Source organism: Exilispira thermophila (assembly GCF_055389015.1).
This window is the reverse complement of sequence record NZ_AP042476.1, coordinates 583168-598954: the sequence shown is the minus strand read 5'-3', so window position 1 is coordinate 598954 and position 15787 is coordinate 583168. Positions and strand designations below refer to the sequence as shown.

Below are 15787 nucleotides of genomic sequence, written 5' to 3'. Positions count from 1 at the left end.
TAAAATTACTTTAAGGAGCTAAAAATGATTTATAGAATGCATGCTCTTTTTGTTATAGATGAAAACACAATTGATGCTGGTGCATATGATGTAAAGGAAGAATTAAAAAAGAAAGTTAGAAATGCTAATTTACATACTGAAATAAATATAGGTGAAACAGGTTCTATCAACCTTATTGGTAAAGGTGTTCTTTTAATTATTTTTCCTGACAATGTCATATATACCAATGTAAAAGTTGAAGACCTTGATGAAATTATATCTGAACATTTTCTTAAAGGAAGACCTGTAAAAAGATTAATGCTTAAAGAAAAATTCAATCTTCCAAACATTAATTTTGAAATCCAATCACCTTTAATGAAAAAGCAGTTTAGAAATGTTTTAGAACGATCAGGAACTATTGATCCTGAATCAATAGAAGAATATATTGCTACTTATGGTTATGAAGCTTTAGGGAAAGCATTAACTGAAATGACTCCTCAAGAAGTTCTTGAAGAGGTTAAAAAATCTGGACTTAGAGGAAGAGGAGGAGCTGGTTTTCCAACAGGATTAAAATGGAGTTTTACTGCTCCATTAAAAGGGGAAAAATATATTGTTTGTAATGCAGATGAAGGTGAACCCGGTACTTTTAAAGATAGACTTATATTAGAGGGGGATCCACATAAATTAATAGAAGGTATGATATTAGCAGGTTTTGCAGTTGGTGCAAATAGAGGATTTGTATATATCAGAGGTGAATATTATTTATCAATTAAAAGACTTTCAAAAGCTATTGAACAAGCCAGAGAATATGGCATATTGGGAGATAATATCTTTAATTCTGGTTTCTCATTCGATATAGAAATTAGAAAAGGTGCTGGTGCTTATGTTTGTGGAGAAGAAACTGCTCTTATTGAATCAATGGAAGGTAAAAGAGGACATCCAAGAAAAAAACCTCCTTTCCCTGGACAGGTTGGATTTAGAGGAAAACCCACTGTAGTAAATAATGTTGAAACACTTGCAAATGTACCAAATATTATTCTTAAAGGTGCTGATTGGTTTAGAAGTATTGGTACTGAAAAATCTCCAGGAACTAAAGTTTATACAATTTTAGGAAAAGTAAATCAACCTGGATTAATAGAAGTACCTATGGGTACAACTTTAAGAGAGATTATTAATGATTATGCTGGAGGAATGTTAAAAGGTAAAAAGTTTAAAGCTGCTCAAATTGGTGGCTCTGCTGGAGCTTTAATAAATGAAGAGATGTTAGATACACCTCTAGATTTTGACTCCCTTGGACAATATTCTGCAGTTTTAGGTTCTGGAGCAATTTTAATACTTGATGAAGAAACAGAAATTGTTGATTTTTTAAGAGCTGTAATGAAGTTTTTTAAACATGAATCATGTGGTAAATGTTCCCCTTGTAGGGTTGGAACACAATTTCTATTCATGAAATCAATTGAACTTTATAAAAGAAATTTAACTGTTAAAGAATGGCAAAAAATGATAGAAACAGCAGAAATTATGCAAAAAGCTTCTTTCTGTGCTCTAGGACAATCTCCTATATTACCATTATCATCTGCAAATAAATATTTTTATGATGAAATTGCATCATACTTTGTAAAAGAAAATACAAAAGTAAAATAATTGTAAAACAATATGTTGAGGATATAATGAAACTTAGTAAAATAATTGAAGAATTAAATTTTGTAAATTTAACAACCTCAATTAAAACTGACTCAATAAATGTAAAAAATGGGTATACATCAGATTTATTATCTGATGTAATAGCCAATGCAAAATCTGAGTCAATTTTAATAACTATTCAAAAACATTTAAATGTACTGGCTGTTGCAAAACTTAAAGAATTATCTGCAATTTTAATAACCAACAATAATATACCTGATGATAGTACAATTAAAAAAGCTATAAATGAAAATATAATAATACTTAAAACAGAAGATAATTCATTTGTTGCATCAGCTAAATTGTATAATTTATTAAAAAAAAATGGAGATATTGAGTAATATTTAGGAGTTAAATTTAATATATTTAATATCAAATAATGTTAAATATTTATTTATTGAATGCAATGATTATAATTATTTTGAGTAATTTTTTACAATTTATTATTATTAATACTTGATAATCATTACATGAAAAATTATCAAAGTGTAAAAATAATTATTTTTTTATTAATTAATATAATTATTAATATTATAATAAATAATAAAATTTTAAAAATAATTATTTTTTTTAAAAATTAATAATTATTCTTTATAGATTTTAAAAATAGAAAATATTAGAACAAAATTAAGGAACATTGATTAATGTTAAAGCAATTTAAAGCTGATTTACACATTCATTCTACACTTTCTCCATGTGGTAGTTTAGAAATGTCTCCAAAAGCTATTGTAAAAAAAGCTCATGAACTTGAATTAACATTAATCACAATTAGTGACCATAATCAAGTTGAAAATTGTAAATATCTTGAGGAATTAGCCTCTGAATATAATATTAAAGTGTTATTTGGAATGGAAGCTCAAACAATTGAAGAATTTCATACTTTAGTACTTTTTGATAACTATAAAAATGCTTACAATATGTGGTTGGAATTTTATAATTTTTTACCTGATATAGAAAACAATCCAGATCTTTTTGGTGATCAGGTTGTGGTTGATAAAAATGAAAATATAGAAAAATTTGAAAAAAAATTACTTTTAAACTCAGCAAATATTGATTTTGATACTCTTATAAATATGGTAAAAAAAAATAATGGTATATGTATTCCTGCTCATGTAGATGCCGAATCATATAGCATAATTTCTCAACTTGGTTTTGTTCCAGATAATCCAGAAATTTTTGCTCTGGAAGTATGTCATCCTGAAAAACTAGATGAATTTTTAACATACTATCCAGAATTAAAAAAATACAGATTTGTTACCTTTTCCGATGCACATTATTTAAAAGATATGGGAAAAAAATATTCAATTCTATTAATGGAAGAACCAACAATAGAAGGATTAAAAAAAACTCTAAAAAATAAAGATTATATAAAATTATGTTATGAAACTATAAAGAATTAATATGGAGGTTTTAATGATTAACCTAAAAAATGAAAGTCATGTAAAATATGAAGAATTAAAAAATTATATCGATTCAGTAAAAGATACTAAAGGGCCTCTAATAAATGTTCTTCATAAAGCTCAGGAAATTTTTGGTTACATACCAATTGAAGTTCAAAAATTTGTGGCTAAAGAGTTAAATATTGCTCTTTCTGAAGTATATGGAGTTGTAACTTTTTATAACTTCTTTTCTATGAAACCCAGAGGGAAATATGAAATAAATGTATGTTTAGGTACTGCATGTTATGTTAAAGGAGCAAATAAAGTTATTGAATATTTTGAAGAAGAACTTGGTATTAAACATGGAGAAACTACACAGGATAATTTATTTACTCTTTCATCTGCAAGATGTTTTGGAGCGTGTGGTTTAGCTCCTGTAATTATGGTTAACGAAGATGTCTATGGTTATGTTGATAGAAAAAAAGTTAAAGAAGTAATAAAAAAATATAAAAAAAGTGAAGAAAATAATTAATAACTAATCAAAGGGAAAAATTTGGAAGAATTATCTCAGCATATAATGGATATTATTGAAAACTCTGTTTGTGCTGGATCAACTTTAATTTATATTGAACTTGAAATTGATGATATAAAAGATATTGTCAGATTTTTAATTAAAGATGATGGAAAAGGAATTGACAAAGAACTTTTAGAGGAAATCCAATCCCCATTTTTTACTACAAGAGTAAAACATGGAAAAAATGTAGGATTGGGAATTCCACTTTTTAAAATGAATGCATTAATATGTGATGGGAAATTTAATATTGATTCAGAAATTGGAAAAGGAACAATTATTGAAGCTACTTTTAAAAAATCCCATATAGATAGACAACCTGTAGGAAATTTTAAAGATACTATTATTACAAGTATTATAGGTCATACTGAAATAAATTTTGAATTTAAAGTAATTAATAATAAAAAAGTTTTTGAATTAAAAACTTCTGAAATTAAAAAGGAATTGCAGGATATACCAATAAATTATCCAGAAGTTATTAATTTTATAAATGATTATATAGAGGAAGGATTTAGTAAAATAGGTATTAATACTGATTTTATAAATTAATTAAAACTAAATTTTTATAAAGTAAAAATTAAATAAAATATTTAAAATTAAAAATTAAAAAAAATTAAACTAAATGTTTAAAGCTTAAATGTTTTAAAACAAAAATTAGGAGGAACTATGAAATCTTTAGAAGAATTAAGAAAAATCAGAGAAAAAGCTCAAAAAGACCTTTCTTTAAGAAATAAAGATGCAAAAATTAAAATTATAGTTAGCATGGGTACTGCTGGAATTGCTGCTGGTGCTAGAGAAGTCTTAAAGACTTTTTTAGATGAAATTTCAAAAAAAGATCTTAAAGATGTAATCGTAACTCAAACAGGAGAAAAAGGGTTAACTTCTGCTGAACCTGTTGTTGATGTAGAAATTGAAGGTAAAGAAAAAGTCACTTACGGTTATGTTAATCCTGATAAAGCTATTAAAATAGTTGAACAGCATATTGTTAATGGTAAACCTGTTGAAGAATATATTATTGCAAAAAAATAAATTAAATAAAATAAATTAAATAAAATAAATTAAATAAAATAAATTAAATAAAATAAATTAAATAAAATAAATTAAATAAAATAAAATAAATTATTAAAAAATATGTAAAAATTTTTTAGGAGAAACATATGACAATTCGATTGAATGTTCTGGTTTGTGCTGGAGCTTCATGTATCTCATCTGGTTCTAAATCTGTAAAAGGTGAATTGGAAAAAGAAATAAAAGAACACAATCTTAACGATGAAATTAGAATTATTGAAACCGGTTGTATTGGTCCCTGTCAATTGGGTCCTGTAGTTTTAGTATATCCTGATTCAGTATTCTATAAACAGGTAAAACCTGAAGATGCAAAAGACATTGTAGAAGAACACTTTCTAAAAGGTAGAGCTGTACCACGATTACTTTATGAAACTCCTGAAACAAGAAAAATTGTTGAATCCTATAAAGAAATTAAATTTTTTGAAAAACAAAACAAGGTTGTACTATCCAATTGTGGATTAATTGATCCTGAATCAATTGAAGAATATATTGCACAAAATGGTTATGAAGCCTTAGGTAAAGTTTTAACAGAAAAAAAACCAATTGAAGTTATTGAAGTAATCAAAAAATCTGGATTAAGAGGTAGAGGTGGTGGTGGTTTTCCAACAGGATTAAAATGGAATTTTGTATATAATGCAAAATCTGACACTAAATATGTAGTATGCAATGCTGATGAAGGGGACCCTGGAGCATTTATGGATAGATCAATTCTGGAAGGTGATCCTCACACACTAATAGAAGGAATGAGTATTGCAGCATATGCAGTTGGTGCAAAAAAAGGTTATGTTTATGTTCGTGCTGAGTATCCTCTTGCAATAAAAAGGCTTACAAAAGCTTTAGATGATGCTAGAAAATATGGTTTTTTAGGGGAAAATATTTTTGAAACAGGTTTCTCTTTTGATATTGAAATCAGAATGGGAGCAGGAGCTTTTGTATGTGGTGAAGAAACTGCTTTAATCCACTCTATTGAAGGGAAAAGAGGACACCCAAGACCAAGACCTCCATTCCCTGCTAATGAAGGTTTATGGGGAAAACCAACTTTAGTAAATAATGTTGAAACTTATTCAAATGTAAGACATATAATTTTAAACGGCGCTGATTGGTTTGCATCAATTGGAACTGAAAAATCAAAAGGTACTAAAATTTTTGCACTTTCAGGTAAGATAAAAAATGCTGGTCTTGCTGAGGTTCCAATGGGTACAACTATTAGAGAGTTGATTTTTGATATTGGTGGTGGAATTCCTGATGGAAAAAAATTCAAAGCAGTTCAATTTGGAGGACCATCAGGTGGTTGTATCCCGGCAGATTATTTAGATACACCAATTGATTATGAATCTCTAATTGAACTAGGTGCTATGATGGGTTCTGGTGGTTGTATTGTAATGGATGAAGATAATTGTATGGTTAATACTGCAAAATTCTTTTTAGAATTTACCTCATTTGAATCCTGTGGTAAATGTGCTCCATGTAGAATTGGCCTTAAAGAGATGTTAAAAATTTTAGATAAAATTACATCTGGCAAAGGTACAATGGATGACCTTGATAAACTTGAAAAATTAGGAAACTATATTAAAAAAGCATCCTTGTGTGGTTTAGGACAAACTGCCCCAAATCCTGTTTTATCAACATTAAAATACTTTAGAAATGAATATGAAGCACATATTAAAGAAAAAAAATGCGAAGCTAAAATTTGTACTGATCTTTATCATTATAATATTGATGCTGATAGATGTAAAAAATGTGGAATTTGTGCTAAAAACTGCCCTGTTAATTGTATTTCCGGTGAAATTAGAAAAACACCTTTTGTTATATCACAAAATGAATGTATAAAATGTGGAAACTGTTTTGATGTTTGCCCATTTGATGCAATTGATAAATTACCTGGAATGGTTATTACTGAAACTGTTGAACAGGGCACACATAAAGAAAAAAATATTGAAGATGAATATTATGAAATTTAATCATTATTAATAAATCATTTATTTAAGAAGAAAACTAATAAAAGATGTGCAATAATGATATAAATAAAAGTGTATAAAAAAGCATAAAAAATTGCTTAAAGCAAATAAATAAAATTAGTAAAAATTTATTTAAAGTTTAAAGTCTAAAAGTTAAAAAAAGTGGCTACTTAAATGAAGCCACTTTTTTTTTAATAAATGATTATTAAAATTAGTTATTAAAATATATCAATAAATAAATTTAAAAATATATATAAATTATCATATTCTTTATCATTAATTTTACATAAATTTAATTGATAAACTATAATTTTATTTGTATGCTGTTTTCATAATTATTTTTTATTTCCATAATATATAAACTATAATATATAAACTATAATATATAAATTATAATATATAAATTTTAATATATAAATTATCTTTTTACTATTTTATGAATTATTTGAATTATTTAGTTTTTCTATAGTACATCAGTTCTACTGTTGTACCCACATTTTTCTCAGATAATATTACCATTTTGTCAGTATATCTTTTCATATTTGACAAACCCATACCAGCTCCAAATCCATATTCTCTAACATAATCAGGAGCAGTTGAATACCCTTCTTGCATTGCTTTATCAATATCATCAATCCCAATACCGCAATCAACTATTCTTACCACTATAACATCATCCTGTAAATGACAATAAATAAATCCATTGCTTTTACTATGAATAATTACATTAGTTTCTGCTTCATAAGTTGCAATACTTACCTTTCTAGAAAGCTCAGGTTCAACTTTTTTTTCTAATAAAAATTTTTTTAATAAAGCAGCCCCTATTCCTGCATTAACAACATCATGGCTTAATATTTGATATTTGAAATCAGCAGTAGCTGGATTAAAATTTCTACCTAACTCTAATTTTTCACTATCTATGTTAAGTTTGTCATTTCTTTCTTTGTTATGCAAAAACATTAGTTCAAATCTTTCAAGTATCCCATGTACTATATCGTTTCTCGAAATGATCCCAACTAATTTTTTTTCATCATCAATAACAGGAAACCTTCCAAATCTGTAGTTGTCAAATTTATCAATAATATCCAATATTTTATCTTCTTCATTAAGTGTAACTACATCTTTTGTCATGACCTCTTTTAAAAGTGAATTAATTTTATTTTCTTCAAGTGCAATAATTATATCTTCTATACTAATAATACCAATAACATTCCTTTCATCATCAATTATAGGTATTCCTGAAATTTTTTTAACTCTCATCATCTCTTTAGCCTGAATAACTTTTTTATCTTCAGTAAGGGCTATAACAGTTTTTGTCATAATATCTTTTGCCTTGATACCAGTAAATATTTTTGCATATTTTTTTAATTGTATTTCCATATTTTTTTAATTACCCTTTGAATTATTTAATTTGCTTATCACAATCAATATTTAAATATTTATAAATAAGACCACAGGCATTAAACATATAATATTTTGTTCTTAATAATAAAAAATTGTTTTCTTTTGCAAGTTTAATTGTTTGTTCTGGAATATCCTTGTTCATAACAATAATAACACCAGCAAGATCTGTTACTATTCCAGTTCTAATAATTTGTGGTGATACATGAGAAGTTAAAATTAAAGTTCCAGGTTTTGCAAAAGCAAGTATATCACTCATCATATCAGCAGCACCAACCTGTTTTATCTCCTGTTCCATAGTTATTTTATTATCAACAATTATTTCACACTTAAGAAGTTTTACAATATCCTTTATTTTCATATCACCCTTCCCATTTTATTTTCATTTATCGTTAATATATTGACATATTATATTTTTTTATCAAATCAAAATCTTAAAAAATTATCTTTATTAACAAAATTATAATTTACTTTAACCATTTTACAAAGAGTTTTTAAAAGTTATCTCAAATATTTTGAATTTTTTTATAAATCTGGTATCCTGTAAAAAAATAAGGAGTTCTAATGGTATTTGAAACTATTAGATGGTTAGATAATAAAAATGTTGCAAAAATAATAGATCAAACTCTTTTACCTGTTGAAAAGAAATTTAAAATTATTTCAAATGTTAATGAGATGTGGGAAGCTATTAAAATGTTAAGGGTTAGAGGTGCTCCTTTAATTGGGGTTTCTGCAGCCTATGGTGTTGCTTTAGCAGTAATTGAAGCTAATAGTAAAATTTCTATTTCTTCTGAAGATTATGAAGAATTTGAAATTGTTTTAAATGAATATTTTGATTATATTTTAAAACAGATTGATTATCTTTCTACATCTCGTCCAACAGCTGTTAACCTTTTCTGGGCTTTAGAAAGAATGAAAAAAACTTTATTGTCTATAAAAAAAGATGTAAAACCATCTAAATCTCAATGTGTTTCAATAAAAGATTTTGAAATAATAAAAAAAATAACTTTAAAAAAAATACTTAATGAAGCGAAAGCAATTCATAATGAAGATGCTAATATGTGTGAAATGATTGGAATTCATGGAGAAAAATTAATAAATGATGGTGATTCAATTTTAACTCATTGTAATGCAGGTTCAATGGCAACTTCAGCATGGGGAACAGCATTAGCTCCTATTTACAAAGCATTTGAAAATGGGAAAAAAATTACTGTGTACTCAGATGAAACCAGGCCATTATTACAGGGATCTAGAATTACAGCATATGAATTACTTGATAAAGGGATAGAAACCTATACAATTACTGACAATATGGCTGGATTTGTTATGAAATTAAAGAAGGTAAATAAAATTATTGTGGGAGCTGATAGAATTTGTTCTAATGGAGATTTTGCAAATAAAATTGGAACATATTCTGTAGCAATTCTTGCAAAATTTCATAATATTCCATTTTATGTAGCTGCACCTTCATCAAGTTTTGATTTTTCATTAAAAAATGGTTCACAAATACCAATCGAAGAAAGAGGGAGAGAAGAGATAATAAATGGCTTTGGCAAACAAACTGCACCAAATAATGTAAAAATTTTTAATCCAGCATTTGATGTTACAGAAGCTTCTTTAGTTACTGCCTTCATTACTGAAAAAGGAATAATTTATCCCCCTTTTGATAAAAATTTTGAAATTTTAAAAAAAAGTTAAAATGAAAATATCAGTAATGTAATAGTTAAAAAAAATAAGGTAAAGTAATGACATTAATAAGATAAACAAAAAATATTGTGGGTAAATAAATATTTAATATAATATCAAAGTAAAGATAAATTAAGATTATAATAGAGTATAAATAAAAACATAACATTAAAATATGATATAAAAATAGAACTTAAAAGTACAATAAAAAAACACCACCCGCAATGAGTGGTGTTTTTTTATTTTTAATATATCTAGTTTATATTAAAATATTTTTTAACATAAAATTATCTTTCTACAATTGCTAATATATCAGTTATTCTCAACAATAGATGTTCTTCTTCATCTATTTTGATTGATGTACCAGCATATTTGTCATAAATAACTCTATCACCAACTTTTACATTAATTGATTCAGAATCACCTATTTCAACAACAATACCTTCTTGAGTTTTTTCTTGAGCAGTTTGAGGTAAATAAATACCTCCTTTAGTTTTTTCTTCAGGTGGAGCAACTTTCAATAATACTCTGTCATCTAAAGGTTTTACTTTCATATCATTAGCCTCCTGGATATTCTATTTTTTTTACATAATTTAATATAATAAAATCTTAAGAAAGCGTCAATTTAATTTTATAATCTTTTACAAAATAAATTGCTTCATCTATATTTTCCTTTGTAATATCTACATTTCCCTCGATATCTGCAATAGTTCTTGCAACTCTTATGATTTTTTCAATTTTTCTAAATGAGATTTGCATATTTCTAGTTTGTAATTTTAAATAACTTTCAAGTTCATCTGAAAGAAATACATTTTTATAAAATATTTCTTTATTTACCTTCCCATTAAAATAATCAAGATTGCTATTATACCTTTTTATTTGAATGTTTTGAACCTGTTTAACTATTTCATACATGTTTTTTGTAGTATAAACTTTTATATCACTTGTAACATATTTTTTATTAATTTTTTCAAAATGTTCTTCTTTTACACAATATTTCGTATTGTTCACATTACCATCTTTTTTTTTATATAAATGCATTTTTTGAATATCGATAACTTTATTATTATTAATATTATCATTATAATTTATATTATATGTTTTAATACCTTTTTCTTTAATATTACCATTGTTTTCTTCTTCTACTTTATCTTTACTACTTACAAATTCAAAATCAATATCTTCAACATTTAATATTATATCAAATCTATCTATTATTGTATTTGACAATTTTTTATTAAACATAAGAATTTCATGAGGGGTACAATAACATGTCCTTTTCCTGCTACCCAAATTACCACAGGGGCATAAATTCTGAATCATTACATTTAAAAACATTGCAGGTAACACAATCTTGTTCTTATGTTTCGAGATAACAACACATTTTTCTGATATTGCTTCTCTTAATGATTCTATCACATCCCTTTTAAACAAATTCACTTCATCCAATATCAAAACACCCCTATGAGCAAGGGTAACTTCACCAGGTACAAGTATTGTACCACCTCCAACCATAGAACTCATCGACATAGTATGATGTGGTGTTCTAACAGGTCTTGAATCAATAAGTTTATTTTTTTTTAACATATTAAACATTGCATAAAGATTTGTTAATTCAATTTTCTCTTCATAAGTCAATGGTGGAAGAATTTCTATTAAACATTTAGAAAGAAAGGTCTTCCCTACCCCGGAAGGTCCTTTTATTAAGACATTATGAAAACCTGCTGCAGCAATTAACAATCCCTGTTTTAAATTATATCCACCAATATAGTTTTCAAATTTATTACGAAAAATTTTATTATTATCACTTATGAATAATGAATTGTAAGTAGAATTACGATTTTTTTCTATTGTGTTATTTTTTAACTCACCTCTTACATTACAGCTTATTTTATTATTTTTATTATTTCTTATTTTATTTTCTATATCATTTTCTATATCATTTTTGATATTATTGTCTATTTTCTTTTCTATTTTTTTATCAATAAATTTATTAATTTCTTTTATAAGTTCTATAATTTTTTCCCGGATAAAATTTTCATTGCAAAAATTTTCATCATTCCATTTATCAATAACAAATTTGTAAAATTTTGATTCAAATATTTTAATTGTATATTTAAAAATACTTTCAAAAAAAACATATGCATCTTTAATATTTCCAAAAGGAAAAAGAAACAAATTATCATTTTTAACTATACTTTCAAAATCATCATAATTATCTTCAGGAAATATAAGATACTTAAAACCATATTTTTTAGCATTTAAACAAAATGAGAAAAGATTACTATTTTTTTTAATTACACCATCCAGTCCTATTTCTCCAAGAATTAGAAACTGGTTAAAAACATTTAAAATTATTTTATTAAAAAGATTAAAAATTAAATCCAAATTTGCAAAATTAGAAATACTATTTGATTTTTTCCCATTATCTTTAAAAATAGATCCATTTTTAAACTTCTTTCTATAGTTTTCAACTAAATTATTTATTAAAATAATAAAAGTTATAGGAAAATCAAACAAAGATGATTTTTTTATTATATTTGCTGGAGAAAGATTAATAATAATTTTAAATTCTGGATATTCCAACCCCATATTCAGTATACTTTCCTTTATTCTGGTAATTGATTCTTCAACTACTTTTCCAGGAAGTCCTACAATATATACACCAGGTAAACCTCTTGAAAAAGAAACCTCAAGGTCAACCTTTTCTATTTTATGTTCTAATATATATAATGTAGATATTTTGAACATATTATCCCTCTTTATTCTATTTACTTTAACTTAACACTTGATAAGATTTAATGTTTTAGTTTTAGTTTTAGTGTTAATTTTAGTTTTAGTTTAAGATTATGTATTGTTTATTATATATAGACAAATAATTGTAAAAAAAAGATTCACTTTTAAAGAAAAAAATGTTCGAAATTTAAATAATTTTTGATATTTTAATTCAAATAATACCCTAAATATAAAAACAAGATATAATTGATATGTTTATAATTAAAATAATTACTAATGAATTTTTTCTTTTAACTGTAACTGGAATTTTAGGTATATTAACAGGAAAAGTAAAAATAAAAAATTTTAAGTTAGGAACATCCGCCTGTCTATTTGTAGGTTTGGTCATAGGTTATTTTATTATAGATTATATTAAAGGTCATAATTCTTTATTTAATCAAACTACAATAATAAAAACAACCTTAATCAATATTATTATCAAAAATCACCTTATTTCTCATAATATATTTACCCTATCTTTAATACTTTTTATTTCAGCTGTTGGATTAATTGCTTCAAAAGAAATATTTATAATACTAAAAAAATATAGTATAAAATTTATAATTTTAGCTTTAATTATAACTTTAACTGGTGCGGTTTCCTCATACTTATTTATATCATTTTTTGGATTGGATAAACTTTATACAAATGGAATTTTTACTGGTGCATTGACAAGTTCGCCAGGATTTGCTTCAGCATTAGAATCATCAAAACATTTATCATATCAAAATAAAATTGGGGTTGGATATTCTTTTGGATATATCCCTGGAGTTTTATCAGTTATATTTGCTATGTATTTATTACCTATTATTTTTAAAATTAATATAAAAAAAGAGTTACACCAGTTTGTAAATAATATTTCAATAGAGGACAAATTTGTAAAAAATAGCAAAAAAAATAAAAATTACACCAAAGATAAAATGATTAATGAAAAAAATAATTATAACAAAATCAATGAGAAAAATAATAAAATTAAAGAGGAGAATAATTATAGCAAGATTAATAACAATAACAAATCTTATAATCAATCTTTAGAGAATAATTTCAGCATAATTAGTTACTTTTTAGTTATTTCATCTGGGATTTTAATAGGAGTAATAAATTTTCATATTTTTTCAAAAGATTTTAAATTAGGAATAACTGGAGGAGTTTTAATTGCTTCCTTAATTTCAGGAAATATAAAACCATTTTTAATTTTTAATTTTGATTTTAATAAAAAAATTCTCTCATTTTTAAAAGAAATTGGTCTTGTATTATTTCTTTCAACAATTGGATTGAATTATGGGTATTCAACCTTTTCTTCATTAACTATTTCCAATATTTATTTAATTTTAATTTCTACAACTGTTGCATTTATTTCAATTTTTACTGGATTTGTTATTGGAAGATATGTTTTTAAATTTAACTGGATTGTATTAGCTGGAAGTATTTGTGGAGGTATGACAAGTACTCCAGGTCTTGGAGCTTCAATAGATGCAACTTCTACTGAGCACACAATAACTGGTTATGGAGCAACCTATCCATTTGCTCTAATTTTTATGGTAATTTTAACTAATTTAATAAATCAGATTATATAAAATTTTTAAATATAATTTGATATTTTATTTTAAATATAACTAATATTATATTTTATATATAATTGATATTTTAAAACAAAATCTCACCAAATTTCCCATCAAAACCTTCAACAAGAGTAATTTCCTTATTTCTTATTTTTAATATGTTTTTAATAATTTGTAGAATTAAGCTTTTGTTTAAAATAGTGTTATTTTTAAAATTCATTAAATTTTTGTTAAAATTAAGAAAATCTTTTTCAATATTAAATAAATCTTTAGTAAAATTAAATAAATCATTTTCAGAACTAAATTGATCCTTTTCAAAATTAAATAAATCTTTATTTTTAAAAAAGATATTATCAAGTCTACCAATATCTTCTAAAATTGGTTTAAAATCATAATCAATCAATATTTTTAATTCTGGTCCAAATAAAAAAATAAATAAAGTGTAAATATCATCAACGGTTTTTGTATTCTCACCTTTTTTTATAGTTTTTGCAATAATTTCTTTTAATGTTACAAAATGATAAAATTTTTGTTGAATTTTTTTCTCTTCAGGATTACTTCTATCTGCAAGTTCAAGTACCCTTGATAAAACCCCTTTTGTAACCTTTTTTTTACATACAGGACAAATATCATTATATTTCTCTTTACTTTCAACTGGAGAAATTCTAAAATTACATTTTCTGTGGCCATCAAAATAATATTTACCTAACTGTGGAAAAGTGTCTAAAGTGCCTTTAAATATTTTTAAATTTTTAGTTTTAATAGGTTCAATTAAACCATTATAGCTAATCTGATTTTTATCTAACTCATAAATATTTGCATTTCTCCCCAATTTTTCAGGAGAATGAGCATCGGAATTAGAAAGTAAAATTACTTCATCAAGAAATGAACATAAAAAATTCATCTGGGGATCAGAAGATAATCCAGTTTCAATTGCATAAATTTTACTTTTGTATTCATTAAAAGCTTCACCTATAGAATTAAATCCAGATTTTGAACCTAACATAGAAAACCAGGGGGTCCATATGTGTGCAGGTACAAATAAATTTTTTTCATTTGTATCATATGTAAGTTTTAACAATATTTCACTATCAATACCAACTATTGGACGTCCATCACTTTTAAGGTTCCCTCCTAATTTTTCTATCTCTTTTTGCATTTTTTCAACAGATTCAAAATCAGGAAAAAAAATCAAATTATGATTTTTTCTTACTTTATTGTTTTTTTTATAAATACTACTAATCTCTCCATTTAAAATAAAATAAATCGATGAGTCAAAATCTTTTTTTCTCTTTATCAAAGATTTTATTAAAAAATATAAATTTTTAAATTTTTTAATATCAAGTTTATTTTTCTGAATAAATTCTAAAAAATTATTATTATATAAAAAGGAAAATTCTTTTCTAAGTTTAAAAAGCCCATTTCCACAATCTTTAAGTTTTGTTCTAAGTTCTTTATTATATATTGGATGCAATATATCACCTGTTGCAACTATCTTTAATCCTTTTATAATAGCATATATTTCAATCATTTCTGGAATTAAAAACTTACTTGTAGCAATGGAATAATGAGAGTGTATATGATAATCTGTATAAATTTTCAAAAAATATTTCCTCTATACATATTGTATATGCTAATTATATAAATAAAACCTTTAAGGACTTAATAAGGAATAAATAATTTAAATTTCAAACTAACATACTATAAAAACTGTTTAAATAAATC

At 24.9% G+C, this 15787-nt stretch carries 14 protein-coding genes; 9 read left to right on the top strand and 5 right to left on the bottom strand.

The genetic code is table 11. The features are described 5' to 3' along the window. Nucleotides 1-24 precede the first annotated feature (24 nt). The 7 genes from nuoF (ACZ5EC_RS02530) (at nt 25) to nuoF (ACZ5EC_RS02500) (ending at nt 6641) form a co-directional block, all read left to right on the top strand. Nucleotides 25-1623: an NADH-quinone oxidoreductase subunit NuoF gene (nuoF, locus tag ACZ5EC_RS02530; protein WP_464303393.1), complete on the top strand. Its 1599-nt coding sequence runs from the start codon at nt 25-27 to the stop codon at nt 1621-1623. A gap of 26 nt (nt 1624-1649) precedes the next feature. After that, the gene (locus tag ACZ5EC_RS02525; RefSeq protein ID WP_464303392.1) at nt 1650-2003 is read left to right on the top strand and encodes an iron-sulfur binding hydrogenase; all 354 of its coding nucleotides are present in this window, start codon (nt 1650-1652) and stop codon (nt 2001-2003) included. A gap of 303 nt (nt 2004-2306) precedes the next feature. Further along, nucleotides 2307-3062, top strand: a complete 756-nt coding sequence (locus ACZ5EC_RS02520) for a PHP domain-containing protein (RefSeq protein WP_464303391.1) — start codon at nt 2307-2309, stop codon at nt 3060-3062. Between the two features lie 13 nt (nt 3063-3075). Then, nucleotides 3076-3573, top strand: a complete 498-nt coding sequence (gene nuoE, locus ACZ5EC_RS02515) for an NADH-quinone oxidoreductase subunit NuoE (protein ID WP_464303390.1) — start codon at nt 3076-3078, stop codon at nt 3571-3573. 21 nt (nt 3574-3594) lie between these two features. Beyond that, nucleotides 3595-4161: an ATP-binding protein gene (locus ACZ5EC_RS02510; protein WP_464303389.1), complete on the top strand. Its 567-nt coding sequence runs from the start codon at nt 3595-3597 to the stop codon at nt 4159-4161. A 117-nt stretch (nt 4162-4278) separates the two neighbouring features. After that, nucleotides 4279-4641 carry a (2Fe-2S) ferredoxin domain-containing protein gene (locus ACZ5EC_RS02505; protein WP_464303388.1) on the top strand — a complete coding sequence of 121 codons (363 nt, stop codon included), beginning with the start codon at nt 4279-4281 and terminating at the stop codon, nt 4639-4641. Between the two features lie 128 nt (nt 4642-4769). Next, a complete protein-coding gene (nuoF, locus tag ACZ5EC_RS02500) occupies nt 4770-6641 on the top strand; it encodes an NADH-quinone oxidoreductase subunit NuoF (RefSeq protein WP_464303387.1) in 1872 nt (623 codons plus the stop codon). Between the two features lie 447 nt (nt 6642-7088). Here the strand turns inward: nuoF (ACZ5EC_RS02500) and ACZ5EC_RS02495 are convergent, their stop codons facing one another. Beyond that, on the bottom strand, nt 7089-8018 hold the full coding sequence (locus tag ACZ5EC_RS02495; protein ID WP_464303386.1) for a CBS domain-containing protein: 930 nt from the start codon (nt 8016-8018) through the stop codon (nt 7089-7091). A 22-nt stretch (nt 8019-8040) separates the two neighbouring features. Further along, on the bottom strand, nt 8041-8400 hold the full coding sequence (locus ACZ5EC_RS02490; protein WP_464303385.1) for a DRTGG domain-containing protein: 360 nt from the start codon (nt 8398-8400) through the stop codon (nt 8041-8043). 203 nt (nt 8401-8603) lie between these two features. Between ACZ5EC_RS02490 and mtnA the strand changes: the two genes are divergently transcribed. Continuing rightward, nucleotides 8604-9737 (top strand): S-methyl-5-thioribose-1-phosphate isomerase, encoded by a 1134-nt coding sequence (gene mtnA, locus ACZ5EC_RS02485; protein ID WP_464303384.1) that lies wholly within the window; start codon nt 8604-8606, stop codon nt 9735-9737. A 275-nt stretch (nt 9738-10012) separates the two neighbouring features. Here the strand turns inward: mtnA and ACZ5EC_RS02480 are convergent, their stop codons facing one another. Continuing rightward, nucleotides 10013-10279 (bottom strand): co-chaperone GroES, encoded by a 267-nt coding sequence (locus ACZ5EC_RS02480; protein WP_464303383.1) that lies wholly within the window; start codon nt 10277-10279, stop codon nt 10013-10015. A 55-nt stretch (nt 10280-10334) separates the two neighbouring features. Further along, nucleotides 10335-12476, bottom strand: coding sequence for an ATP-binding protein (locus ACZ5EC_RS02475; RefSeq protein ID WP_464303382.1), 2142 nt, complete (start codon nt 12474-12476; stop codon nt 10335-10337). Nucleotides 12477-12712: 236 nt separating this feature from the next. Between ACZ5EC_RS02475 and ACZ5EC_RS02470 the strand changes: the two genes are divergently transcribed. Continuing rightward, nucleotides 12713-14077 carry an aspartate-alanine antiporter-like transporter gene (locus tag ACZ5EC_RS02470; RefSeq protein WP_464303381.1) on the top strand — a complete coding sequence of 455 codons (1365 nt, stop codon included), beginning with the start codon at nt 12713-12715 and terminating at the stop codon, nt 14075-14077. Between the two features lie 70 nt (nt 14078-14147). On the opposite strand, the gene ACZ5EC_RS02465 is transcribed toward ACZ5EC_RS02470, so the two are convergent. Next, on the bottom strand, nt 14148-15665 hold the full coding sequence (locus tag ACZ5EC_RS02465) for an endonuclease Q family protein (protein ID WP_464303380.1): 1518 nt from the start codon (nt 15663-15665) through the stop codon (nt 14148-14150). Between the last annotated feature and the right edge of the window lie 122 nt (nt 15666-15787).